General features: G+C 70.7%; 22 protein-coding genes. 9 read left to right on the top strand and 13 right to left on the bottom strand.

Annotated elements, in window-relative coordinates:
- Positions 1-569: 569 nt before the first annotated feature.
- The 9 genes from ACGF5G_RS17095 to ACGF5G_RS17055 all read right to left on the bottom strand — a co-directional run bounded on the left by ACGF5G_RS17095 (position 570) and on the right by ACGF5G_RS17055 (position 9,031).
- Positions 570-1,442 carry a hypothetical protein gene (locus tag ACGF5G_RS17095; RefSeq protein WP_393263661.1) on the bottom strand — a complete coding sequence of 291 codons (873 nt, stop codon included), beginning with the start codon at positions 1,440-1,442 and terminating at the stop codon, positions 570-572.
- A 96-nt stretch (positions 1,443-1,538) separates the two neighbouring features.
- Complete coding sequence (locus ACGF5G_RS17090; RefSeq protein ID WP_393263659.1) at positions 1,539-2,198, bottom strand: HAD family hydrolase; 660 nt, start codon at positions 2,196-2,198, stop codon at positions 1,539-1,541.
- 209 nt (positions 2,199-2,407) lie between these two features.
- Complete coding sequence (locus ACGF5G_RS17085) at positions 2,408-3,175, bottom strand: GntR family transcriptional regulator (RefSeq protein ID WP_393263657.1); 768 nt, start codon at positions 3,173-3,175, stop codon at positions 2,408-2,410.
- Positions 3,176-3,248: 73 nt separating this feature from the next.
- Positions 3,249-3,956 (bottom strand): deoxyribose-phosphate aldolase, encoded by a 708-nt coding sequence (deoC, locus tag ACGF5G_RS17080; RefSeq protein WP_393263655.1) that lies wholly within the window; start codon positions 3,954-3,956, stop codon positions 3,249-3,251.
- 48 nt (positions 3,957-4,004) lie between these two features.
- Positions 4,005-4,460 carry a D-ribose pyranase gene (rbsD, locus tag ACGF5G_RS17075; protein WP_393263653.1) on the bottom strand — a complete coding sequence of 152 codons (456 nt, stop codon included), beginning with the start codon at positions 4,458-4,460 and terminating at the stop codon, positions 4,005-4,007.
- Entirely contained in the window at positions 4,457-6,001 is a 1,545-nt protein-coding gene (locus ACGF5G_RS17070; protein WP_393263652.1) for a sugar ABC transporter ATP-binding protein, read from the bottom strand. Before ACGF5G_RS17070 ends, rbsD begins: the two co-directional genes overlap by 4 nt.
- Before the next feature lie 4 nt (positions 6,002-6,005).
- Positions 6,006-7,025 carry a substrate-binding domain-containing protein gene (locus tag ACGF5G_RS17065; protein ID WP_393263650.1) on the bottom strand — a complete coding sequence of 340 codons (1,020 nt, stop codon included), beginning with the start codon at positions 7,023-7,025 and terminating at the stop codon, positions 6,006-6,008.
- A 59-nt stretch (positions 7,026-7,084) separates the two neighbouring features.
- Positions 7,085-8,116, bottom strand: coding sequence for an ABC transporter permease (locus ACGF5G_RS17060; protein WP_393263649.1), 1,032 nt, complete (start codon positions 8,114-8,116; stop codon positions 7,085-7,087).
- Positions 8,117-8,119: 3 nt separating this feature from the next.
- Entirely contained in the window at positions 8,120-9,031 is a 912-nt protein-coding gene (locus tag ACGF5G_RS17055) for a ribokinase (protein WP_393263647.1), read from the bottom strand.
- Positions 9,032-9,566: 535 nt separating this feature from the next.
- Here ACGF5G_RS17055 and ACGF5G_RS17050 point away from each other — a divergent pair.
- A complete protein-coding gene (locus ACGF5G_RS17050) occupies positions 9,567-10,421 on the top strand; it encodes a hypothetical protein (protein ID WP_393263645.1) in 855 nt (284 codons plus the stop codon).
- Positions 10,422-10,485: 64 nt separating this feature from the next.
- On the opposite strand, the gene ACGF5G_RS17045 is transcribed toward ACGF5G_RS17050, so the two are convergent.
- A complete protein-coding gene (locus ACGF5G_RS17045) occupies positions 10,486-11,745 on the bottom strand; it encodes a M20 family metallo-hydrolase (protein ID WP_393263643.1) in 1,260 nt (419 codons plus the stop codon).
- On the bottom strand, positions 11,742-12,767 hold the full coding sequence (locus tag ACGF5G_RS17040; protein WP_393263641.1) for a pyridoxal-phosphate dependent enzyme: 1,026 nt from the start codon (positions 12,765-12,767) through the stop codon (positions 11,742-11,744). The genes ACGF5G_RS17045 and ACGF5G_RS17040 overlap by 4 nt, the downstream gene beginning before the upstream one ends.
- 88 nt (positions 12,768-12,855) lie before the next feature.
- On the opposite strand from ACGF5G_RS17040, the gene ACGF5G_RS17035 reads away from it, so the two are divergent.
- On the top strand, positions 12,856-13,767 hold the full coding sequence (locus tag ACGF5G_RS17035) for a LysR family transcriptional regulator (RefSeq protein ID WP_393263640.1): 912 nt from the start codon (positions 12,856-12,858) through the stop codon (positions 13,765-13,767).
- 41 nt (positions 13,768-13,808) lie between these two features.
- Here the strand turns inward: ACGF5G_RS17035 and pepE are convergent, their stop codons facing one another.
- Together pepE and ACGF5G_RS17025 are read right to left on the bottom strand one after the other, a co-directional pair.
- A complete protein-coding gene (gene pepE, locus ACGF5G_RS17030) occupies positions 13,809-14,549 on the bottom strand; it encodes a dipeptidase PepE (protein WP_393263638.1) in 741 nt (246 codons plus the stop codon).
- 43 nt (positions 14,550-14,592) lie between these two features.
- Positions 14,593-15,411, bottom strand: coding sequence for an IclR family transcriptional regulator (locus tag ACGF5G_RS17025; protein WP_393263636.1), 819 nt, complete (start codon positions 15,409-15,411; stop codon positions 14,593-14,595).
- A gap of 166 nt (positions 15,412-15,577) precedes the next feature.
- On the opposite strand from ACGF5G_RS17025, the gene ACGF5G_RS17020 reads away from it, so the two are divergent.
- From ACGF5G_RS17020 to ACGF5G_RS16990, 7 genes are all read left to right on the top strand, one after another.
- Complete coding sequence (locus ACGF5G_RS17020; RefSeq protein WP_393263635.1) at positions 15,578-16,585, top strand: ABC transporter permease; 1,008 nt, start codon at positions 15,578-15,580, stop codon at positions 16,583-16,585.
- Positions 16,578-17,486: an ABC transporter permease gene (locus tag ACGF5G_RS17015; RefSeq protein ID WP_393263634.1), complete on the top strand. Its 909-nt coding sequence runs from the start codon at positions 16,578-16,580 to the stop codon at positions 17,484-17,486. The genes ACGF5G_RS17020 and ACGF5G_RS17015 overlap by 8 nt, the downstream gene beginning before the upstream one ends.
- Before the next feature lie 74 nt (positions 17,487-17,560).
- A complete protein-coding gene (locus tag ACGF5G_RS17010; RefSeq protein WP_393263633.1) occupies positions 17,561-19,138 on the top strand; it encodes an ABC transporter substrate-binding protein in 1,578 nt (525 codons plus the stop codon).
- 119 nt (positions 19,139-19,257) lie between these two features.
- Complete coding sequence (locus ACGF5G_RS17005; RefSeq protein ID WP_393263631.1) at positions 19,258-20,583, top strand: M20 family metallopeptidase; 1,326 nt, start codon at positions 19,258-19,260, stop codon at positions 20,581-20,583.
- A gap of 2 nt (positions 20,584-20,585) precedes the next feature.
- Positions 20,586-21,536, top strand: coding sequence for a DUF1177 domain-containing protein (locus ACGF5G_RS17000; protein ID WP_393263630.1), 951 nt, complete (start codon positions 20,586-20,588; stop codon positions 21,534-21,536).
- 50 nt (positions 21,537-21,586) lie between these two features.
- Entirely contained in the window at positions 21,587-23,368 is a 1,782-nt protein-coding gene (locus tag ACGF5G_RS16995; RefSeq protein ID WP_393263628.1) for an ABC transporter ATP-binding protein, read from the top strand.
- Positions 23,368-24,111 carry an AroM family protein gene (locus ACGF5G_RS16990; RefSeq protein WP_393263840.1) on the top strand — a complete coding sequence of 248 codons (744 nt, stop codon included), beginning with the start codon at positions 23,368-23,370 and terminating at the stop codon, positions 24,109-24,111. Before ACGF5G_RS16995 ends, ACGF5G_RS16990 begins: the two co-directional genes overlap by 1 nt.
- The last annotated feature ends 13 nt before the right edge of the window (positions 24,112-24,124 follow it).

The following is a 24,124-nucleotide window of genomic DNA, read 5'->3' as shown; positions in this document are numbered from 1 at the left end:
CGACATCCGGCGGCCGGCAGTGCCATGTTGCGGACAGCGCGCTACGCGCCCCCAACACCGTAGGGCAGGGGCTCGAACTCCGGCGGGGCGGCACGGCCCCACTGTGACATGACGAAGGCATCGCCCCCGGCGACGGTCCGCCCTCGCCACCGTCGTCGGGCGATCGCCCGGCCGCCACGCGTGACGCTCGTCTCGCTGGGCCGCGTCGAGTTCTCAGCTGTCAAATCAGATGCCCCCTCCGATTGTGGGCGCACTGGCATCAGGTCCGGGTATCGAGGCTGTTCACCACGTTCCCCGCCGCGCTCATGGCGATTCTGGCGGGACTTCGCCCGGGAGGCAATTCGTGCGAACGCCGCCGTTTCCGTGGACGAGATTCCGTGGCGACTCTCCGTGCTGGGCCTCCCACCACTGCGAATCTGCCAGCCGCGTTCGGTGGGCTGATGCGCAGCTCGCCGGGACGGTGCGACCTCACTTCGGCTGTTGCTGACGCGGCGGGGCGGCGACGGTGATCGCTGGGCCCTCTATTTCTTCAACGCGGGACCGGGTCATGCGAAGATCACATCTGTCCGCTACCGGATCTCGTTCCAGGAAGAGCAGCGGGAAGGGCAGTGGCGACCGGTCGACGGTCTCAAGTTCGGCGAATTGTCACCTGCCAGACCGCTCACCCCCGGTCCGGATGTCCCGTCGGCGCCCCCGGCCCCTTCAGGGCGCGGCAGGTGGGTGCAGTGCGCGACGGTGGCGTCGTCAGGGACCCGAGCGTCGGGGCCTCCGGAGGTGCGGGCCTCGGCCTGCCGGACGCGGCGGATGATGTGACCCGGCCCGTACGCGCCGAGCAGGCCCAGTACGCCGGGCCAGTCGGTCAGGCCGTACGGGCTGACGATGCGGCTGGCGCCATTGCTGAGCAGCGCGACGCCGTTCAGGTCATGAAGCGGCCGGCTGCCGGTCACCGCCTCCTCCGCCGCGTGCGGATCGTCCTTGGCGATCCAGTAGCCGCCCGGCTGGTTCCGGCGAGCGCGCAGTGCCTCGACGCAGGAGTCCCGGATGCGGTCATACTCCGGTGTTCCCCTGGGAACGCCGTCCAGGGGCGCCGAGCAGGTGCGCCTGGCGGTGACCTCACGCTCGTCGGTGATGACCTGCGGGCCACCGCGGACCTGGTCGAGGACGAGGATGGAGTCCGCGAGCAGGAGATGGTCCAGGCGGTCCCGGTGGGCGCGGACGATCACCACCGTCGCCTGCGGGCTGCTGGGGTCCGTGATGTCGCAGGTGCCGCGGTGATCGGCGGCTGTCTCGCCGATCGCGGTGGCGAGGATCGCCGCCAGGTCTCGCCCGTCGTCACGCGACAGCAGGCCGAGCAGCGCGCCGCCGAGACGGTGCGTGTACCAGGCGACACCGTGGGAACAGATCGACTCGGTTCCCGGGATGCCGGCGCCGTCCAGCAGCACAGCGGCGCCGGGAACGGCGCCGACGAAGTCCTCGTTCGGCTGGCCAGCCCTGCCGGCGCTGGTCGCCATGCTGACGCGCACCCATGGCCTCCCGCGTCAGCCAGCCGTCACCGCGAGCAGGTCGAGGACCTGGGCGGGCCGGTGGGCCACCGCCGGGACGTCCGCCGGAGCCGGGGAGGTGTCGCACCAGCGGGCGTGCACCGCCAGTGCTCCCGCCGCCTCCGCGCACGCGAGGTCCACCGTCGCGTCGCCGACGTACGCGGTCTCGGCGACGTCGACGCCCAGGCGGCGGCAGGCCAGCCACAGCCCGTCCGGCGCGGGCTTCGGCGCGGGGACCTCGTCACCACAGACCACGACCGGGAACAGCCGGTCGAGCCCCGTGCGGGCCAGCACGAGGGTCGTGCTCCGTCGTGGGGCGGCGGTGAAGATGCCGAGCCGGCAGCCGGCCCGGTCGAGGTCGTCGGCCAGGTCGAGCACGCCGGGGAACGGTCGTACGTCCGCGACCACCGCCTCGAAATGGCGGTGGAAGCACTCGAGGTCGGGGGCGGTGACGGGCCGCTGCAGGAAATGGGCCAGCACCACCGGCGTGGCTCCGATGTGCCAGGTGGCGACGACCGTGGCCGGCGAGACGTCCGGCCCGCCGAGCGCGCGGATCGTGTCGGCGTACACGGTGGGAGCGATCGTCATCGTGTCGACCAGGGTGCCGTCGAGGTCGAACACGACCGCGGCCGGGCCGACGCGGGGCGGTCGGTTCACGTACGGTTCCTGGCGGGTGCGGTTCACCGGCCGCCTCTCAGCCGTCCGTGGACCCGGGCCGCCACCTCGACCCTGTCCTGCCCGACCTCGCGGTCGCCGCTACCGACACGCACGCACACCACCACCACGCCCGCACCGTACGCGGCCAGCCGCCTCCCGTCGAGAACCAATCCCTGGCCGGTGGCCGGGCGTCGGCGCCGAGGTGCCCGTCAGCGACGGGAGAGCAGGGAGGTGACCCGCATCCGTTCGCTGTGGATCCACACGTCGGAGTACTCGATCGGCCGGCCGTCGTCGAGGTAGGTGATTTGCTCCAGGTACAGCAGCGGGAAGTGCTCCGGCACCTCCAGCGCCGCCGCGATCCGTCCGGTGGCGGCGGTCGCGCTGAAGGTACGCCGACCGGTGCTGATCTTCAGCCCGTACTCGTTCTCCAGCAGGCCGAACAGGGAGCGGTCGGCCAGGTCCACCAGGTCCAGGCCGGGAGCCAGGTCGACGCGTACGTAGTTGACCAGCCAGGCCACCGGGCCGGTGGAGGTGGAACGGAGCCGCTCCAGGCGGAGCACCGACTGGCCGGGGCGCAGGTCGAGCAGGGCGGCCACCGGTGACGGCGCGGCCATGACCTGGTGGGTGACCACCTGGGTGGTCATCGAGATCCCCTGCCGGGCGAAGTCCTCGGACAGGGTGGTCAGCTTCTGCGCGATCGAGGGCTCGATGGCGGTGGAGGTGACGAAGGTGCCACGCCCCCGGACCTGCACCAGCAGGCCGTCCCGGATCAGAGTGGACAGGGCCCGCCGCAGGGTGCCCCGGGAGATGCCGAGTTCGGTCGCCAGTTCGGGTTCGCTGCGCAGGCGGTAGTGCGGTGGCCACTCGGCGGACAGGATCCGGGCCCGGATCTGTTCCGACACCTGCGCGTGCAGGGGCACCGGCGCGTCACGGTCGAGGTGCTCGGACGCTCCGGACGGGCGCAACTGGTCGGACATGTCACCTTCCATGAGACTCCGCCACCCCTCGACCCCGGCCGCACCTGGCGCCGTGGTCGAGGGGCGCGGACGGTCAGTAGCTCGTGGTCTCTTCGTTGGTCGTGTCGGTGACGATAGCGACCCCGGCGCTGGTGCCGAGCAGCACCGCCCCGGCCCGCAGCAGGGACACGGCCTGATCGAAGGACTTGATCGCACCGGAGGCCTTGACCTTCACGCCCTCCGGCGCGCGGGCCACCAGGTAGGCGACGCTCTCCGGGTTCGCCACCTCGATCGCGCCGCTGCTGGCGTTCTTCAGGACAGCCGCACCGGCCTCGATGGACAGTTCGACGGCCGCCTCCCGCTCGTCCGGGGTGAGCAGCGGCAGTTCGAGCATCACCTTGATCGGTACGCCGGACGCCCGGACCACGCCGGCGATGTCCTCGCGGAACGCGTCGTACCGCCCGCTCTTGAGCCAGCCGAGCTGAACCCCGATGTCGATCTGGGTCGCACCGGCCCGGACCAGGCTCTCGGCCTCGGCGGCCTTGCCGGCGCTCGTGGTCACCCCGACGGTGGGGAAGTCCAGCGCCGAGGCGACCTCGACGCCGGTGCCGCGCAGGACCTCGGCGACCTCGGGGACCCAGGAGCCCGGCACCATCGCCGCGTTGAAGCCGTACCGGACGGCCTCCTCGGCGTGGGCCACGATCCGGTCCCGGGTCACCCCGGATTCGATCAGGGTGTGCTGGATGTAGGGGGCCAGCGCCGCGGCGGTGAGGTCGGCGTCGGTCAGGGTGGCAGTGCTCACGTTGTTCTCCAATGTCGGGTACGTCGTGGGGCGGCGGCGACGACGCCGCTACATCCGGTCCTGGTAGTAGTCGGGCACGATGACTCCGGGCTCGTCGAACCAGCGCGGCACGTCCACGCCGCAGATCAGCCCGACGTTGCCCCACGGGTTGAACGCCCCGGTCCGGACGATCGCCTTGGCCTGGTGGGCCAGTTCGCCGAGCATCTCGGCGTGCTGCCGGGTGGTCGTCGGTACGCCGGGGAAGCGCTGCCCCAGCCACTGGGCGAGGGGCTTGTTGTGGGTGGTGACGTCCTCGGCGACCACGACGCCCTCGACGATGATCTCGTCGGCGACGAGGTCGAGCACCGTGGTGAGGCTCGGCAGGTCCTCGGTGACGGCCAGGTCGATGCGGTGGGCGGTGCGCGGGATCGGAAAACCGGCGTCGACGACGAGCAGCAGATCGGTGTGGCCCAGGGTGGCCAGCACCCCGGACAGTTCGGCGTTGAGCACGCCCCTGCGTTTCATGCCTTCTCCTTCATGGTGTGCGCGCCGGTGGCCAGGGCCATCACCGACTCCTCGGTGGCCTCCGCCGCGGGAATGACGCCGACCAGGGCGCCGGCGGCCATGACGGCGATCCGGTCGCTGACGGTCAGCAGTTCGGGCAGGTCCGACGAGGAGACGACGAGCGCCACCCCCTCGTCGGCCAGGGTGCGGAACAGCCGGTAGATCTCCGCCTTGGCGCCGACGTCGACGCCACGGGTGGGCTCGTCCAGCAGCATCAGCCGGGGCTCGATGGACAGCCACCGGGCCAGCAGCGCCTTCTGCTGGTTGCCGCCGGAGAGCTGCGTGATGCCCTGGGCGGTCGTCGACGTCTTCACCCGCAGCTCCCGCGCGCGGGTGTCCGCGTCACGACGCAGGGCCCGCCGCCGCAGCAGGCCGAAGCGCTGCCGACGGCCCAGGGTCAGGATGTTGACGTTGTCGGCGACGCTCATCGTCGGCAGGATCCCCTGCTGCCGGCGTTCGCCCGGCAGGTACGCCACCCGGGCGGCGATGGCGTCCCGCGGCGACCTCGCGGTGAACGTCTCCCCGTCCAGTGACAGCTCGCCGCCGGTCACGGGGTCGGCGCCGAAGATGCCGCGCAACAGCTCGATCCGGCCGCTGTCGGGCAGGCCGGCCACGCCGACCACCTCGCCCGGGGCGACGTCCAAATCGACCCCGGTGAAACCGGCGCCGGAGACGCCGCGCAGCCGTAGGCGCGGGGTGGCCGTGGCGGCGGGCGCGGGGCTGTCGTGCCGGCTGAACTCGGCGGCGAGTTCCCGGCCGACCATCGCGGCGACCACCTGGTCGGGGGTGACCTCCGCGGTGGGCCAGTGCCCGACGTGCCGACCGTCGCGCAGCACGTGGATGTGCTGGGAGAGGGCGAACACCTCGGGCATCCGGTGCGAGACGTAGAGCATGGTCACCCCGTCGGCCCGCAGCGACCGGATCACCTCGAACAGTCGTTCCGACTCGGCGGGGGAGAGGATCGACGTCGGCTCGTCGAGGATCACCATTCGCGCCTCGCGCGCCAGGGACCGGGCGATGACCACCAACTGCTGGGAAGCGGCGTCCAGGCGGCGGATGCTGCGCCGGGGGTCGACCCGCAGACCGAGCCGGTCCAGCAGTTCCGCCGCCCGCTCGTCCATCCGGCGGCGGTGCGGGAAGGGGCGGGATCCCGGTTCGACGCCGAGCAGGATGTTCTCGGCGACGGTCCGGTCCTGGGCGAGGGCGAGCTCCTGGGGCACCAGGGCGACCCGGTGCCGGCTGAGCAGCGTGGCCGGGTCGTACCGGCGGACCTCCTCACCGTCCACCCGCACCGTACCGGTGGTGGGGGTGTCCAGCCCGGCCAGGATCTTCATGAGTGTCGACTTGCCGGCACCGTTCTCACCCATCACGGCGGTGAGACTGCCGGCGGGGACGCTGAGGCTCACGTCCTGGAGGGCACGGACGGCTCCGAAGTGCTTCGACAGACCCGTCACCTCGACGGCGGCCGTCGTCGGGGCGGCGATCGTGGCCGGGCTGGTCATCGGCTCAGCCCTCCACCGGCACGGTGGCCACGGTGTCGCGGGTGACCACGAGCGCCCCGGTGTCCACGTCCTTGATCTCGGTGCCGTTCTTCAGGAAGTCGGCGAGCAGCTTGACCGCCTGGTAGCCCTGCTCGGCGGGGCCCTGGCTGATGGTCAGGTCGACGACGCCGCCCTTGAGGTACTCGACGGTCTGCGGCTGCACGTCGAAACCGACCGCGTGGATCTTGCCCGCCTTGCCGGACTGCTGGAGCCACTTGGCGCCGGCGGTGAAGCTGCAGCAGTCGAGGGAGACGAGGGCGATCGCGTCGCTCTGCGCCGCCATCGTGGACTCGATGGTGTTGTAGGCCGCGCTGGGCTCGTTGCCGGTGTTCACCGGACCGACGATCTGCACGCCGGAGTCCTTCAGCCCCTCCTGGAAGCCGGAGAAGCGGTCGTTGGACCAGCCGGCGCCGGAGTCGACGGAGACCACGACGACCTTGCCGGTCTTCCCTTTGAGCACGCCGAGCAGTTCCTTGGCCAGGGAGCGGCCGGAGGCCACGAGGTCCTGGCCGACGAAGCCCATCTGCTTGGACTCGGGGTTGTTGGTGTTGAACGAGATGATCGGGATGCCGGCGTCGTACGCCTGGGCGATGATCGGCTTGAGGGCGTCGTTGCTGGCCGAGGAGACGGCCAGGCCGTGGATCTGCTTCTGGTTGATCAGGGTCTGCAGCTCGCTGACCTGGTCGGCGGGATTGCCGCCCGACGGCCCGATCATCTGCGCGTCGACGCCGAGTTCCTTGGCGCCGCGCTCCATGCCCTGGCGGATCGGGACGGCGAAGGCGAGCGACGGGTCGTGGTAGCTCAGCTTGATCCTGAGCGGCTCGCCCTTGTCGACGGCTTCCTTGATGTAGTCGGCGAGCTTGAAGCCGCCGCTCTCGGCGGAGGCGGTGCTGGCCGGGGTGATCGCGCCGCAGGCGGCGTTCGCCACCAGCGCCAGGCCGAGGGTCGCGGCGACCGCGATCCGACGCCCGAGGGAGAGCTTCATCAGGGGTGACTCCTTGCGGTGTGGGGGACGGGGGAGTGCGGGGTGGGTGCCGGCGAAGGTCACCGACGTCCGGAGCGTCTGCGCAGCCAGGTGTCGGCGGCCACGGCGAGGATGATCACCGTGCCGGTCGCCACCGTCTGCCAGAAGGAGGAGATGCCGCGGAGGTTGAGGATGTTCTGCAGTACGCCGATGAACGCGACGCCGATGACGGTGCCGAGCATGGTGCCGGACCCGCCGAACAGGGCCGCGCCACCGATGATCACCGCGGAGATGGCGGTGAGCTCCATCCCGGCGCCGGTGACGCCCTGCACGTAGGAGAGGAAGGACAGGCCGAGCACGCCGGCGAGACCGGCGAGGGTGCCGGAGAGCATGAAGGCGGTGACCCGCACCCGACCGGTCTTGATGCCGCAGAGCCGGGCGGCCTCGGCGCTGCCACCGACCGCGTAGGTGTTGAAGCCGTAGCGGGACCGGGAGAGCACGATCGTGCCGAGGACGGCGACGAGGGCGAAGATGACGAGCTGCATCGGCAGGACGCCGAAGAGCTTGCCCTGACCGAGCAGGTTGAACTCGGCGACCTCGGGGTCGTTGGCGGACAGGGAGATCGGCGACCCGCCGCTGAGCAGCAGCGTCACCCCCCGGAAGACACTGAGGGTGCCGAGCGTGACGATGAAGGACGGGATGCCGAACCCCACGGTCAGCAGGCCGTTGAGCAGGCCGGCGACCGTGCCGGCGGCGATCCCGGCGACGGCGGCCAGCGGCCAGGCGACGTCCGAGGTCATGAGCAGACCGCAGACCACGGCACCGAGGCCGTAGATGGAGCCGACGGACAGATCGATCTCGGCGTTGATGATGACGAAGGTGACGCCGATCGCCATGATGCCGATCTGCGCGATCTGCTGGCCGACGGTGAGGAAGTTGCTGGCCCCTACGAAGCCCGGAGCGACCAGGGTGCCCAGCGCGAAGAGCACGACCAGGGCGAGGAAGGTGCTCGACTCCCGGGCGTGCAGGAACCGTTGGAAGGGCGAGGGGTTACGGGAAGCGGCGACCGCCGTCTTCACGGGAGGCGCCGCCTGAGCGGTCATCTGGGCCATCTCTCATCTCCTCAACAGGGCCGCGACGTCGTCCGGGCGGGGCAGGGCGGGAATGACCTCGGCGATGCCGACGGTGTGGGCGCCGGCCGCGGCGGCGAACCGGACCGCCTCGGTGAGGTCGTCGCCCCGGACCAGGGCGACCGCGAGCGCACCGGTGAAGGCGTCGCCTGCGCCGGTGGTGTCGACCACGCGGGGCACGGTGACGGGCGCGACCCGGGACCGCTGCCCGTCGGAGTCCACCAGGGCGCCCTCGGCGCCGAGGGTGAGCACGAGGGTCCCGGCGTAGCGGGTCCGGAGCAGGTCCACCAGCTCGTCGCCGTTGGCTGGGTCGTCCGGGTCGCGGCCGGTGAGCACCCGCGCTTCGCTGGCGTTGGGGGTGAGCACGTCGATCCACTCCCACGCCTCGTCGGGCAGGGCCACGGCCGGGGCGGGATTGAGCAGGGTGCGGACTCCGCGTTCGTGGGCGGTACGCAGGGCCGCGACCGCGACCGGCAGGGGAATCTCCAGGCTGACCACGACCAGGTCCGCCGTGGCGATCCGGTCGGCGAACCCGTCGATGTCGGCGAGGGTCAGCTCGTCCAGGGCTCCGGGCGCGATCGCGATCCGGTTCTCGCCCTCCTCGTCGACGAGGATGATGCCGACCATGGTGGCGGCGTCGGCGGTGCGGACACCGCTCGCGTCGATTCCTTCCTCGGCCCAGAGTTGGCGCGCGGCGGCGCCGAACTGGTCCGGCCCGACGGCGGTCAGGAAGCTGACCTCCGCGCCCAGGCGGGCCGCGGCCACCGCCTGGTTAGAGCCCTTGCCCCCGTGCCCCGAGGCGAACCTGCCGCCCGAGAGGGTCTCACCCGCCACGGGCATCCGGGGCACCTGCATGGTGAGCCCGGCGCCGTAGCTGCCGACCACTGCAATCTTCATCCTGGCCTCTTGTTCATGGACAACCATGTACAACTTGGCGGCGACCATACGCACGGCGCGACAGAGGTGTCAATAGCGTCCGGGGCGTTCCCCCGAAACGATCCGGAAACGGGTCGCTGGCGGACGGCACCGGGGCCGCGCCCGGACCAACGGGTACGGCGCTGGCGCGGTGACCCGCCGGCAGCGGCAGTCGCGGTGCGCCTCGGCACCGCCCCGGGCCTCGGTGCGGAGGTCGCTGAGCTGGTGGAACGCTCCCTCCTGGACACTCCGGGACCCGCCGAGCGGGGCGGCGGGCAGCCCGATGGCCGCAGCGGCGGTGCGGCGAGCCCGGCCGGCGGGGTTGTCCGCGTCGCCGGAATGTCGTCGGAACCGGGGTCGCGGACCCGGGTCGTTGCGACACGTGCCGATTGGCCAGAGATGTCGCGGGCGGCTCTGGTCAGCAAAAATCCACTTGATCCATGTATAGCGACCGATGCCTTCGGTGCGGTACTGCTGTTCCTTGACCACGGAAACACCTAGCAAACGGAGGCGTGCCATGCTGACAACTCGTCGTGCCCTCACGGCGGCCGGCGCAGCGCTGCTGCTGGTGGCGGCTGTGCTGGTCGTCGTGGGGAACCACCGCACCGCCGAGGCCGAGCGGGCGACGCTGGCGGCAGCGGCGGCCGGCCCGGCCGCGCCGGCGCTGTTGGACGAGCGCCTCCGTGAGGTCCTGCTGCCCAAGGCCGAACACCCCGCGGGCACCGAACTCGTGGAGATGTCGTTGGCCGACGCGGGCAAGTTGTTCGAGCCCGACCCCGACGTCACCGTCTCGCCGGTGGCCTGCCTGGGCTCCCTGCAGCTGGCGATCGGCGAGCAGAGTCGGGTCGCCGGCGGCTGGATCCAGGTCGGCAGCCGGCGCGACGCCGACAAGGGCGCCACGGGCAGGTTCACCGCGACCGTCGAGGAACTGCCCGAGGGGCTGGATCTCGCCCGGCTCCGCGAGGCCGCGGGCACCTGTACGTCCGGCAGCATGACCTGGCGGTCGCTGAAGGTCGGCGCCAGGATCACACTGGCCGAGGTGCCCGTGCCGGCGCTGGACGGAGCCGCGACGTACGGGCTGCAGTCGACCATCACGTTCACCGGCCTGACGCAGCAGCAGTTCGACCAGCTCGTCGCGGACAGCTGCTCGATCGAGGCGGCGTCGGCCGTCGTGGCGGTCGGCTGGACCTGCGACGAGGGCGCGGGAACCGTCACGGCGGTCAACCAGCCCGCCGGGGACTTCACCGTGCGGCAGTACCAGCTCTACGTGGCCCGCGGAAGTCACTACCTGGAGATCTGCGAACCGGACCTGGCCACGGCGATCTCGATGTCGGAGACGCTGTACGGCCGGTTGCGCTCGGTCGTCAAGTGACGGTGGTCGAGGCCGGGGCCGACCGGGCCGATGGGCAGAAGGGCGTCGAGCAGGTCCGGGACGGTCATGGCTGGTCCGCCAGTCGGAGTACGGCGTTGGCGAGGACGTCGGTGCCGTTGCCGCAGGCTGTCGGGTTGGAGTACTCGCGGGGCGTATGGCTGATGCCGCCGTTCTCACCGGCGACGAACACCATGGCGGTGGGGCAGATCGCGGAGATCTCCTGGGCGTCGTGGCCGGCGCCGGACATGGTGCGCACGTACGGCAGACCGAGGTCGTCGGCGGTGGCGGCGAGCACCTCCTGGATGCCGGGGTGGAACGGGACGACGGCGGTCCTGGCCATCCGTTCCCAACCGACCTGGACGCCGTGGTGGGCGGCGAGCGTGTCGACGTAGCCGGCGAGGTGCTGCTCGGCGGAGGTCATCTGGTCGTTGTCGGGGTTGCGCAGGTCGATGGTCAGGGTGGCCTGGTGCGGGATGACGTTGGTCTGGCCTTCGCCGATGTCGAAGTTCCCGATGGTGGCGCGAAGCTGTCCGAAGTCGCCGCTGTCGCACATCCGTCGGGCCTCGACCACGACATGGGCTGCGACCAGGCCGGCATCGTGCCGGGACCCGATGGGGGTGGTGCCGGCGTGGGCGGCCTCACCGCGGATGGTGAGCCGCTGCCAGGAGATGGCCTGAACGCCTTCGACGATGCCGATGTCGACGCCGGCGTCGGCGAGGACGGGGCCTTGCTCGATGTGGCACTCGAGGTAGGCGTACGGGATGGCGCGCCGTTCGTGGGCGTCGCCGTCGAACCCGATGCGAACGAGTTCTTCCTTGACGGTCCTGCCGTCCCCGTCGGTGAGCTTGTGGGCGTGGTCGAGCGGGATGCGTCCGGCCGTCACGGCCGAGCCGAGCATGTCGGTGCCGAACCGGACGCCTTCCTCCTCGGTGAAGAATCCGACCTCGATGTCGCGCAGGGTCGAGATGCCGGCGTCGTCGAGGGTGCGCATCACCTCGATGCCGCCAAGCACACCGAGGGTGCCGTCAAAGGCTCCGCCGGTGGCGACGGTGTCGATGTGGGAGCCCATCAGCACGCACGGCAGGGACCGGTCGCGGCCCGGGCGGGTGGCGTAGACGTTGCCGATGCGGTCGACCCGCACCTCGAGCCCGGCCTCGAGCATCCACTGCACGCATCGGCGGCGGGCTTCGGCGTCAGCGTCGGTCAGCGCCAGACGCCGCACTCCGCGCAGCCCGGTCGCCTCGTCGTGGTAGGCGCCGATCTCCTTCAGTTGCATCAGGGAGGCCCAGAGCCGGTCGCGGTTGATCCGGACGGTACGGGTCATCGAACGGGTCCTTCCGTACTGAGCAGGACGACTACGGCGTCGTGGCCGAGGTCGAGGGCGGCACGCCGCTGGGGGTCGGTGAGGACGGCCCGGACGCCGGCCAGGGTGGCCGCGCCGCTCGGGCCGGAGGAGACACCGAGCCGACCGAGGTCGTCGACGGCGCGGAGCGCCTCGTCGTCGGTGACGGCCACGGCTGCGTCGCAGCCCGCACGCAGCACCGGCCAGGCGGAGCGGGACATGGTGCCGCAGTTCAGGCCGGCCATCGACGTCGCCGCGGTCGGCACCGTCACGGGTCGGCCTGCGGTCAGGCTGGCCAGCACGCATGCCGCGGCGTCGGGTTCGACCGAGAGCACGCTCGGATGCGTGGTGCCCGGGCGTCGGTAGTGCCACACGACCGCCTCAGCCAGCGACCCGACCCCGACCGGGACCGCCACCAGGTCCGGTGGCCCCTCGAGCTGGGCGTCGACCTCCTCCAGCAGCGTCTGGTAGCCCTCCACGATCCAGGCAGGCACCTGCTCGTAGCCGTCCCAGGCGGTGTCCTGGACCAGTGCCCGGTCGGGATGCTCGTCGGCGAACTCGGCTGCCCGACGCACCGCGGCGTCGTAGTCTCCGCCCACCCACACGACCTTCGCGCCCTCCCCGGTGATGCGGGCGGCGGTTTCCGGCAGCATCACCTCCGGCACGAACACGGTCGCCTCGACACCGAAGTGAGCCGCCATGCGGGCGACGGCACGACCGTGGTTGCCATCGGTCGCGGTCACCAGCGTGGCGCCGGGGCGTTGCTGAAGCACCTGGCGGCAGGCCCAGGAGGCACCGAGCACCTTGAACGCCGGGAGCCCGAGTCGCGACGACTCGTCCTTCACCAGTACCCGCCCGACCCCAAGCTCGCTGGCCAGGTCGGGCACCGGAACCAGCGGCGTGGGCGTGTACCCCGGCAACGACCGGTGGAACGCGTACGCGTCACCCGGCGCGAACGAGCTGGTCCAGTCACGAGCGGCCGGCGACCGGTACCACGACATCATGCGGACCATCGTCCCCACCACAACTCATCAGGTCCAGCGCGGAAACCAGCAAGATAATGTGAAGCAAACCTGATGCTTTGGAGGCTCGATGCTTGATCTTCGACGCCTACGACTGCTGCGCGAGCTCGCCCGTCGAGGCACCATCACCGCGGTCGCGGAGGCGCTGTCCTACAGCCCGTCCGCGGTCTCCCAGCAGCTCGCCGCGCTGGAGAAGGAGACCGGGGTGCGCCTCCTCGAGCCAGCCGGCCGCCGGGTCCGGCTGACCGCCCAGGCCGACCTCCTCGTCGCCCACACCGAGCTGCTGCTGGAGGAGATGGAACGCACCCAGGCCGCACTCGCCCAGTCCCTGAACGAGACCGTCGGCACGCTGCGGGTCGCCGCCTTCCAGACCGCGGTCCTCAGGCTCGTGCCGTACGCCCTCACCCAGCTCGCGCAGCAACACCCGAGGCTGCGAGTCGAGGTGACCGAGCTCGAGCCCGAGGTCGCTCACCCCGCCCTCGTGGCCGGCGAGTTCGACATCGTCCTCGGCGAGGAGTACCCCGGCCACCCCCTGCCGCGGGCCCGGGAGACCGAGCGGCGCGACCTGCTCACCGACGAACTTCGGCTCATCACGCCAGCCGTGTGGAGCGAGCGGTCGTCGTTGTCCGAACTGGCGTCGCGTCCGTTCGTGATGGAGCCCGTCGGCAGCACCGCCCGGGAATGGGCGACGGCGGCATGCCGACAGGCGGGGTTCGAGCCCGACGTCCGCTATACCTCCACCGACCTGCAGATCCACCTGCGACTCGTCGAGAACGGCCTCGCCGCCGCCCTGCTTCCCGACCTGTCAGGTGCGGGTGACCGGCACAACGTGGTCTCGCACCCGCTCCACGACCGTCCCAGAAGGCAGATCTTCACCACCGTACGGCGGGGAGCAACGCGCCATCCCAAGGTCCAGGCGTTCACGTCCGCCCTCAAGGCCCAGCAGGCTCCCGCCGCCCGGCCGGAGCCGGACCGGACCTGAGGCGCGTCCCGTAGATCTCCAGGATGTCCGACTGATCGACCTCAGCGGCCGACATCGAACGAAGCGACTCTGTCGAAGAGCCAGGTCACATCGGCGCCGCTCGTGACCTCGACGGGCTCGGAGACGCGGCAGAAGACCCGCCCTCCCGCGGCCACGCCATCGAGACGCATCGAATTGTTGCTCACCCGCAGCCAGGTGCCCTCGCGCATGGCGAGTACCGGGACGTCGTTCTCCTCGAGGAACTGTGTGAGCCGCTCCTCCCGGGTCTCACCCTGGTGCGTCGAGGCCGGGTCCGGGTCGAGGTAGTGGGGGTTGATCTGGAAGGGTACGAGGCCGAAGGTCTCGAAGGACGGCGGTTGGACGATGGGCATGTCGTTCGTCGTACGCAGGCTCGGCGTCGCGACATTGGTGCCGGCACTCGACCCGATGTAGGGCATTCCCTCGGACACCCGGGTGCGCACGACGCTGATCAGGTCGAGCTCGTGGATCGCCTTGACGAGCCGGAAGGTGTTACCGCCGCCGACGAAGACCGCCTCGGCGTCGGCGACGATGTCGCGTGGCGTGCCCTCGTGTGCTCCTCGGACGGTGATGCCGAGTGGCTCCATGGCCCGACGGACCGTGTCGGTGTAGCCGTCGTGGTCCGCCAGTGCGAAGGGGACGAACACGATGGAGCGCCGGCCGTCGAGTGCCTGGAGGATCGCGTCGCGCGCATGCTCCAGGTAGGCCCGTCCCGGCGCCGTCGAGTTGGACAGGAGCAGGAGGTTCTGGTGGCCCTGGGTCATGGTGTCTCCTCGATGCGGCCGGTCTGGCTCGCCGGCGCGGCGTTCAGTGGGATCGGACCGTCGTGGTCTGCCGGGCTGCGGCGGCCGAGTTCGCCCGGTTGTCGAGCAGGGCGCACAGTTGCTCCGCGGCGGCCTGTAGTGCGGGCAGGTGGTCCCGGATGTCGTCCGGGCGCGCCGGATGCTTGCTCTCGCCGAGGCTGAGCGAGCCGACGGGCCGCCCTCTGAGCATGATGGGAACGGCGAGCGCCCTGGTGGCGTAGTCGTATTCGCCCTCTGAGTAGGCGTAGCCCTGCGCGACGGTCTCGACGAAGAGCCGTTCGAGCTGGTGCTCGTCGATCTTCGTCAGCTCCGTGAACGTGGCGAAGACCCGACCGGAGATGAGGGCGCGCCGTTCGTTGCTGTCGAGGAAGGCGAAGTAGCCGCGAGAGGTGGCTCCCGCGTTGGCCGGGTACAGCTCGCCGACGAGCGGATGACTGCGCAGCGGTTCCCCGCCGTTGACGGCGGCGACGCAGCGGACGTGGAGCCCGTCCGGGACGGCGAAGATGGCGGTGCGATCGGTCTGGAAGGCGAGCGGCTCGAGCACCCGCTGGGCCAGGGCGGCCAGCCCTCCCGTGCGCTCCCAGACGGCGGCCATCCGCCACATCGTCGGTCCGAGGCTGTAGCGCCGGGTCACCGGATCGGCGTTGAGGAAGCCGCGCGCGGCGAGCGCGGCGAGGAGTCGCTGTGCGGTCGACTTGTCGATGGCGAAGGCTTCGGCAAGCTCCAGGACGCCCCAGTCGCGACGCCGCTCGGTGAACGACAGAAGGACCTCCAGGGCGCGGTCCACGGTCTGGAGCGGCGAGCGGGGGCGAGCGTCTGACATGGGTCCTCCGGGATGGGTGGGACGTGTGAGAACCTACCGCACCCCGATCCAGTTCGAGACGCCCTCTCATATACAGAGAAGGTATTGCGCATGGGTGCGGGGCGGACGAATCCTGGGTGGCGCCAAGACCAGGTCAGACCCAACAAAGCGCAGATTGGAGGTGGCCGTGAACCACGTGGTGCGACGAGTCCTCGCGATGATCCCGGCGCTCCTCGGCGTCGTGCTCTGCATCTTCCTTCTCACGCGAGTCCTGCCCGGTGACCCGGCCCGGACTCTCGCCGGGGAGCAGGCCGACCCGGCGACCGTCGAGAAGATCCGTGCCGAGATGGGCCTCGACCAGCCACTGGTCGCCCAGTTCGTCTCCTACGTGCGCGGCCTCTTCGCCGGAGACTTCGGGTTCGCCTGGCACACCGGGCAGCCCGTCCTCACGGACTTCGCCTCCCGGCTGCCGGCGACGGTCGAGCTCGCCATCGTGGCGATCCTCATCTCGCTGCTCGTCGGGGTCCCGATCGGTGTCATCAGCGCGACGCGCCGCGACCGGCCCGTCGACCACGCCAGCCGCATCTTTTCGCTGGTCGGAGCCTCGATGCCGCTTTTCTGGCTCGCCCTCATCGTGATCTTCGTCTTCTACAACCGGCTCGGGTGGGAGCCGGCCCCGCTGGGCCGCATCGCCCAGGACGTGAACCCACCGACGTCGATCACGGGGCTCTACGTCCTCGACTCGCTTCTGACCGGTGACCTCGTCGCGCTCAAGTCGTCGCTGGCCCACATCATCTGGCCAGCCCTGTGCCTCGCCACCGGGAGCACGGCGATCATCGCCCGGATGACGCGGTCCGAGATGCTCGAGGTGATCAACCAGGACTACGTGCGCACCGCTCGCTCCAAGGGCCTGCCGCCGGCCAAGGTCATCCTCAAGCACGCGCTGAAGAACGCCGCCCCCGTCATCGTGACCGTCGTCGGCCTCCAGTTCGGCCAGCTCCTCGGCGGCGCGGTCATCACCGAGACGGTCTTCAGCTGGCCGGGCATCGGCGCCTATGTCGTGCAGTCCGTGCTCGCCACCGACTATGCGCCGGTCCAGGCCTTCACCCTGCTCGCCGCGGTCATCTACCTGACGGTCAACCTCTGCGTCGATCTGTTCAACGGCCGCCTGGACCCGAGGATCGAGAATGCCTGACACCACCGTGTCTGCGACCGCGCGGGGCCACCGGGTCGCGTCGTCCGACCGGGCGACCGCCAGGCCCACCACCGCCTGGCGCCTCCTGGTCCGCAACCGCCTGGCGATGGTCGGTCTCGTCTTCATCGCGATCTGGACCATCGGTGCTCTGGTGGCCGACCTGCTGCCGTACTCGCCCACCGAGACCGGAGCCGGAGGGCTTCTCGAACCCCCCTCTGGCGCGCACCTCTTCGGCACGGACAACTTCGGCCGCGACATCCTCGCCCGGGTGCTCGCCGGCGGGCGGATCTCCCTCTGGACCGGGCTCATCGCCGTCGGGATCTCGCTGCTCGTCGGTGTTCCGATCGGCGCCATCTCCGGCTTCGTCGGCGGCGCGGTGAGCGCGGTGCTCATGCGGGTGATGGATGTGCTCCTCGCCTTCCCGTCGCTCGTGCTGGCCATGGCGATCGCCGCCGCCCTCGGCCCGGGCCTGGCGAGCGCGATGGTCGCCGTGGGCGTCGTCGGCATCCCCGAGTTCGCCCGCATCGTCTACAGCCAGACCCGCTCGCTGCGGGAGCGTGACTTCGTCGAGGCCGGGCGCGCCATCGGCCTGCGGGACCGGACGATCCTCATCCGGCACATCGTCCCGAACACCGTTGCCCCGATCCTCGTCCGAGCGACCCTCGGGATGGGCTACGCGATCCTCACGGCCGCCTCGCTCAGCTTCATCGGCCTCGGCGCGCAGCCGCCGACGCCGGAATGGGGCGTCATGATCTCGGACGGCCGTGGCTACATCATCAGCGGCGAGTGGTGGATGACCGTCTTCCCCGGCATCGCCATCGCCACCTCGATTCTCGGCTTCAACCTGATCGGCGACGGCCTTCGCGACGTCCTCGACCCGCGCCTGCGGACGAGCCGATGACCCGGTGCGGACCTGCCACGGACGCCAGCCCATCCGCCCACCCCAACCCCCACCCTGACCTGAAGGAGAACAGCGTGAAGCGCAGCGCCACCCTGGCCGCCGCGGTCGCCGTCATCTTCGTCGCAGCCGGCTGTGGAGCCAACGCCAACCAGGGCGGCTCCTCGCAGGCCGATGGGACCGCCAAGGACACCCTCGTCGCCGCCTACTCCGAAGGCGGCAAGACCCTCAACCCCGCCGAGGCCAACGACGTCACCTCCGACACGTTCGTCGTGGCGGCCTACGACCAACTGGTCACGTACGACCGCACGACGGTCGACGGCAAGCCGACCGCGAAGACGGACACGATCGTGCCGATGCTGGCCGAGTCGTGGAAGGTGAGTACCGACTCGAAGAGCTACACCTTCACCATGCGGCAGGGCGTGAAGTTCGAGGACGGCTCGGCGCTCGACTCCGACGACGTCGTCAAGACGTTCGACTTCATCAAGAAGTCGAGTTCGGCGAGCTTCCTGTACGGCATGGCCGGCATCGACACCGTGACGGCGATCGACTCGCAGACGGTGAAGATCGACCTCAAGGCGCCGAACCACCTCTTCCTCCAGATCCTGCCGATGTACTCGTTCTCGATCATCAACATCGACAAGGTCAACGCCGAGGGCGGCGGCAAGTGGCTCGACACGCACACCGCGGGCTCCGGCCCCTACCGGCTGACGAAGTGGGACCCGGCGACCGAGGCCGTGCTCGAACGTAACGACACCTACTGGGGTGAGAAGCCGGCCCTGCGCAAGATCAACACCAAGTTCATCGGCGAGGCGAGCAACCGCGTGCAGCTCCTCACCAAGGGCGAGGTCGACATCGCGCTCGAGGTGCCGGCGAAGGACGTCGGCACGCTGTCGAAGCAGTCCGGCGTCGCCATCGACTCCCGGGCCAGCAACAAGGTCCTCTTCTTCGGGATGAACAACGCCATCAAGCCGTTCGACAACCCGAAGGTCCGGCAGGCCGTCTCGTACGCGATTCCGTACGACAAGCTCATCAGCGACGTCATGAAGGGCCAGGCGTCGCCCATGCGCTCGTCCGTGGCCAGCTCGACCCCGGGCTTCACCGACGCCGGCTATGTCTACTCGTACGACCTGAACAAGGCCAAGGCGCTCCTCGCGGAGGCCGGCTACCCCAACGGCTTCAGCTTCGACTTCACCCTCGGCAGCGGCTTCGAGGACTGGTCGGACGACGCCGTGCTCATCCAGGCCGAGCTGGCGAAGATCGGCGTGACGATGAACATCAACAAGATGGCGCGCCCGCAGTTCCTCGAGGCGCTCGCCACGAAGAAGGTGCAGGCCTACATCAGCCGCTGGACCTCCTTCGTCAATGACCCGGGCTACCACCTCGGCCTCCTGTTGACGAGCGACGGCACGAGCAACTACGTCAACTTCAACAGTCCCGAGGTCGACAACCTCTGGAAGCAGGCCTCGACCGAGACGGACCAGAACGTCCGGAACGATCTGTACGGCAAGGCGCAGGAGATCATCAACACCCAGGCGCCGTGGGCGTACCTCTACGAGTACAACATCGTCGTCGCGCAGCGCGCGGGCGTGCAGGGGTACACGTCGTACCCCGACGGGATCATCCGTTTCTTCCAGCTGAGCAACAAGGGCTGACGCCGATAGGAGAGGCGTGCCGCCGGGCCCACCGCCATCCCGACGCGCCCGGCGGCCGCCTCCTCCACACCACCGCGAATCCGACTTCCCGCAGGCGAACACGACACCTGGAGCCCGACTTGACCACGACATCCCCCGCCTGGGAGACCCGGGTCCTCGACGAGATCGAGCGCACCCAGGACGAACTGCTGACGCTCGCCGGAGACCTCATCCGGATCCCGAGCGAGAACCCTCCGGGGGACTGCACGGACGTCGGCAACTTCATCGCCGACCACCTGCGCGCCCAGGGCCTCGACCCCGAGATCCACGACGCCGGCGATGGTCGCCTCAGCATCGTCGTCCACCGTGCCGCGAGCAACGCCGCGGTGGACGACGACCCCACGACGGCGCGCCACCTGGTGCTCGCCGGTCACACCGACGTCGTCCCCGTCGGTGACCTGAACCGTTGGACGTTTCCCCCCTTCGCGGGCGACATCGTCGACGGCTACCTCCGCGGTCGCGGGGCGAGCGACATGAAGGCCGGCCTCGCCGGCGTCATCCACACGCTCGTCGTCCTGCACCGCCTCGGTGTCCCGCTCGCCGGGAAGCTGTCGCTCGCGGCGGTCCCCGACGAGGAGCAGGGCGGCTCGCGCGGGGCGGACTGGCTCCTCGACCAGGGGGTCCTCGACGGCGCGACCGGCGCGATCATCGCCGAGCCCGCCGAACGCACGCACCCGACGATCGGCCAGAAGGGCAGCAACTGGTTCCGGATGACGATCGACGGCAAGCCGGGGCACGGCAGCCTCCAGCCGCTGCACGGCGTCAGCGCGAACCTGCTCGCGGCCAGGGCCGTCATCGCCCTGCAGCAGCTCTGGGACATGAAGCCGTCGCCGCCCGAGGACGTGGTCGACCTCATCGAGCGGTCCAAGACGTTCGCCGAGGAACGCGAGGGCTACGGTCCGGGCATCGGCGCCGTCTTCGAGCACGTCACCGTCAACATCGGCACGATCCACGGTGGCACCTCCTCCAACGTCGTCGCGGACCGGTGCGTCGTCGACGTCGACACCCGCGTGCCGATCGGGTTGTCGCGGGCCGAGGTCCTCGCCCGGGTCGACGAGCTGCTCGCCGAGGCGGGCATCGAGGCGACGATCGAGCCGACCGGCTTCCGCAGTGAGCCGAACTGGACGCTGCCGAGCGACCCCATCGTCGCCGAACTCGTCGCGGCCCTACGCGAACTGACCGGGGACCCCACCGCGGAGGGTGTGCTCCAGTGGGCGTCCTCCGACGCCCGCACCTTCCGCAGCCACGGCATCCCCGTGCTCCAGTACGGGCCGGCGGAGCTGGCCACCATCCACGGCTTCGACGAGAGGGCACCCGTCGCCGACGTCGTCCTCGCCGCGAAGACCTACGCCCTGACCACCCTCCGGTACCTCGGCGTCGCCGAGACCGCCGTCGAAAGCGAATGATCATGCTGTCCCACGTCCTCACGGCCCTCGACCTCCTCGACCGCCCCGACGCGTCCGGCAAGCTCGTCGCCGAGCACCTGCGCACCCTCGGCGACGACGCCTGCTCGATCACCGTCGAGACCGTGGCGGGCGAGCTCGGTTCGACCGACTTCATCCAGGTCATCGTCCCGGGCAGCCGCGGCAAGACCGTCGGCGGCGACGCCCCGACGCTCGGTGTCGTCGGGCGCCTCGGCGGCCTCGGCGCCCGCCCGGAACTCATCGGCTACGTGTCCGACGGTGATGGGGCCACCGCCGCCGTCGCCACGGCCGCCAAGCTCCTCGCGATGCACGCCCGCGGCGACATCCTGCCCGGCGACGTCGTCATCTCGACGCACATCTGCCCCGACGCGCCGACCCGCCCGCACGACCCCGTGCCCTTCATGGACTCGCCCGTCGACATCACCGCGATGAACGAGCACGAGGTCACGTCGGAGATGGACGCCGTCCTGTCCATCGACACCACGAAGGGCAACCGCCTCATCAACCACCGGGGCATCGCCATCTCCCCGACGGTCCGCGCCGGCTACATCCTCCCCGCCAGCACCGACCTCGTCAGCGTCCTGGAGACCGTGTCGGGGGAGCCGGCCGTCGTCTTTCCGCTGTCGACGCAGGACATCACGCCGTACGGCAACGGCCTGCACCACCTCAACTCGATCCTCCAGCCGGCCGTCGCGACGGCCGCGCCCGTCGTCGGTGTCGCCATCACCACGGTCACGCCCGTCGCCGGCTGCGCGACCGGCGCGAGCCACGAGGTCGACATCGCACTGGCCGCGCGCTTCGCCGTCGAGGTCGCCAAGGGCTTCACCGCGGGTGCGGTGTCCTTCCACGACGAGGCTCAGGCGGCGCTCCTCGAGAGCCTCTACGGCCCGGCCACCCACCTGCAGACGAGCGGGAAGAGCCCCGCGCACGCCTGAGCGGGCACGCGGGACCGAGCCCAGCGGCATACGGAACAAGGAGCACGGACATGGCTGAGACCCTGCTGTCGATCGAGAACCTCTCGATCCGGATCGACACGTCGCGCGGCCCGATCCACCCGGTCCGGAGCCTCGACCTGACCATCGCGCGAGGCGAGATGGTCGGGCTGGTCGGCGAGTCGGGCTCGGGCAAGAGCGTCACCGCCATGTCGATCACGGGACTGCTGCCGGCGCGGCAGGCGCACGTCACCGGCGGGCACATCCGCTTCGACGGGCGCGACCTCGCCGCGCTGTCGGACCGGCAGATGCGCAGGATCCGCGGCAAGGAGATCGCGACGATCTTCCAGGAGCCGATGACCGCGCTCAACCCGGTCTTCACGATCCGTGACCAGCTCACCGAACCGTTGCGCCAGCACCTGCGCCTCGGCAGACGGCAGGCGGCGGACCGAGCGGGCCAACTGCTCGACATGGTGGGCATCCGCAACACCGCACGCGTCCTCGCCGGGTACCCGCACGAGTTGTCCGGTGGAATGCGCCAGCGAGTCATGATCGCCATGGCCATGGCGTGTGAGCCGAAGCTGCTCATCGCCGACGAGCCGACGACCGCGCTCGACGTCACGACCCAGTTGCAGATCCTCGACCTCATCATGGACCTGCAGGAGCAGCACGGAACGGCGGTCCTGCTCATCACGCACGACCTCGGCGTCGTCGCCCAGACCTGCCAGCGGGTCGCCGTGATGTACGGCGGTGAACTGCAGGAGACGGCGCCGACGGAGCAGCTTTTCGCCGCGCCGCAGGCCGACTACACGAAGCGGCTGCTCAGCTTCATCCCCTCCGCCAACGAGCACGTCATCGAGGCGGTCGAGGCGCTCGCCGAAAACAGCGCGGCGCCCGACGGCTCGGGGCCGGTTCGCGTCGAGGCGGGCACGGACGCTCCCTCGGCATCCGACGACGAGGCGCCGGTGCTGCTCGAGGTCACCGACCTGACGAAGACCTTCACCGGGCGACGCCGCCGTCTGGGACGTCCGGCCGATACCGTCAAAGCCGTCGACGGCGTGTCCTTCCGGGTCCGCCGTGGCCGCACGCTCGCCATCGTGGGCGAGTCCGGTTCGGGCAAGTCGACGACCGGTCGGGCCCTGCTGCGCCTGCACGAGCCGACGTCGGGCGCGGTGACCTTCAACGGGGTCGACCTCCTCGCGGCGAGTGACGACGAGTTGCGTCGGCTCCGCTCCGAGATGCAGATCGTCTTCCAGGACACGTACGCCTCGCTCGACCCGCGGTGGACGATCCACCGGGCCCTCGCCGAGCCGCTGCGGTTGCACACGGACCTCGACGACGCGGCGATCCGCGCCCGCATCGTCGACGTCCTCGAGACGGTCGGCCTGCGGGAGGAGGACATCGACCGCTTCCCGCACGAGTTCTCGGGGGGTCAGCGCCAGCGGATCGGCATCGCACGGGCCCTCATCCTCAACCCGAGCCTCGTCGTCTGCGACGAGCCCGTGTCGGCACTCGACGTGTCGGTACAGGCCCAGGTGCTCGACCTCATGAAGCAGTTGCAGCGGGACCTCGGGCTCACGTACGTCTTCATCTCGCACGATCTGTCCGTCGTCGAGATGATGGCCGACGAGATCGTCGTCATGAGCCAGGGCCGCGTCGTCGAGCAGGGCAGTGTCGAGCAGATCTTCACGGCGCCGCAGCACCCCTACACCAAGGCGCTCCTCGCTGCGATCCCGATCGCCGACCCCACCGCCCGGGTCGACCGGGCCGTGCGGCGCCGCATCGTCGAGCGTGGCGTCGCGGCGGCCGACCTGCCCGAGAAGGAGGTGGCGTGATGCACGAACCGGCTGCGGGCGGGGCGCGCAGCGTAAGGCCGACGCTCGGTCTCGTCACGATCGGCCAGGCCCCCCGCGTCGACCTGATCCCCGATGTCGAGGCTGCCCTCTCCGGCGTCGACTGGGTCGAACACGGGGCGTTGGACCTCCTCGACGCGGACGGCATCGCCCGGCTCGAACCACGCGGCGGGGAGCGTACCCTTGTTTCCCGGCTGCGGGACGGTTCGCGCGTCCGCCTCGGCGCGACGAGCATCGCCCCGGCGCTTGACGGCGCTCTCCGACGTTGCGTAGCCGATCACTGCGGGGCCGTCCTCGTGCTGTGTACCGGCCGCGTCGAGCACGGTCCGGCGTCGGTGCCGGTGCTCCACGCGGAGGACCTCGCCCACGACCTCATGGTGCGCCTCGTCGGTGAGGGGCGGTTGGGTGTCCTGTGCCCCGTGCCGGAGCAGTTGACGGACATCCGGCAGCGGTGGGAGGGGCGCCTGGGCCGCCCGGTCGTCGCGGCAGCCGTGGACCCCTACACGGCGGGCCTCGACGAGGTGGCGGCCGCCGGACGAAGGGTCACCGCGGGCGGAGCCGACGTGGTCTTTCTCGACTGCATCGGCTACACGGGGGAGCAGCGGGAAGTGCTCGCCGCCGAGGGCATCCGAGCCGAGACCGCCCGCCACCTCGCGGTGACGGGCGCGGTGGGTCTCCTGTCCTCCGCCTCGTACGCCGACCAGGAGCGCTCACCGGGTTGGTGACCCGACAGAGGCG

It is taken from the genome of Micromonospora sp. NPDC047730, from assembly GCF_043204765.1.
GTDB lineage: Bacteria > Actinomycetota > Actinomycetes > Mycobacteriales > Micromonosporaceae > Micromonospora.
The sequence above is the reverse complement of the archived record's forward strand: the minus strand, read 5'-3'. Positions and strand labels throughout refer to the sequence as shown.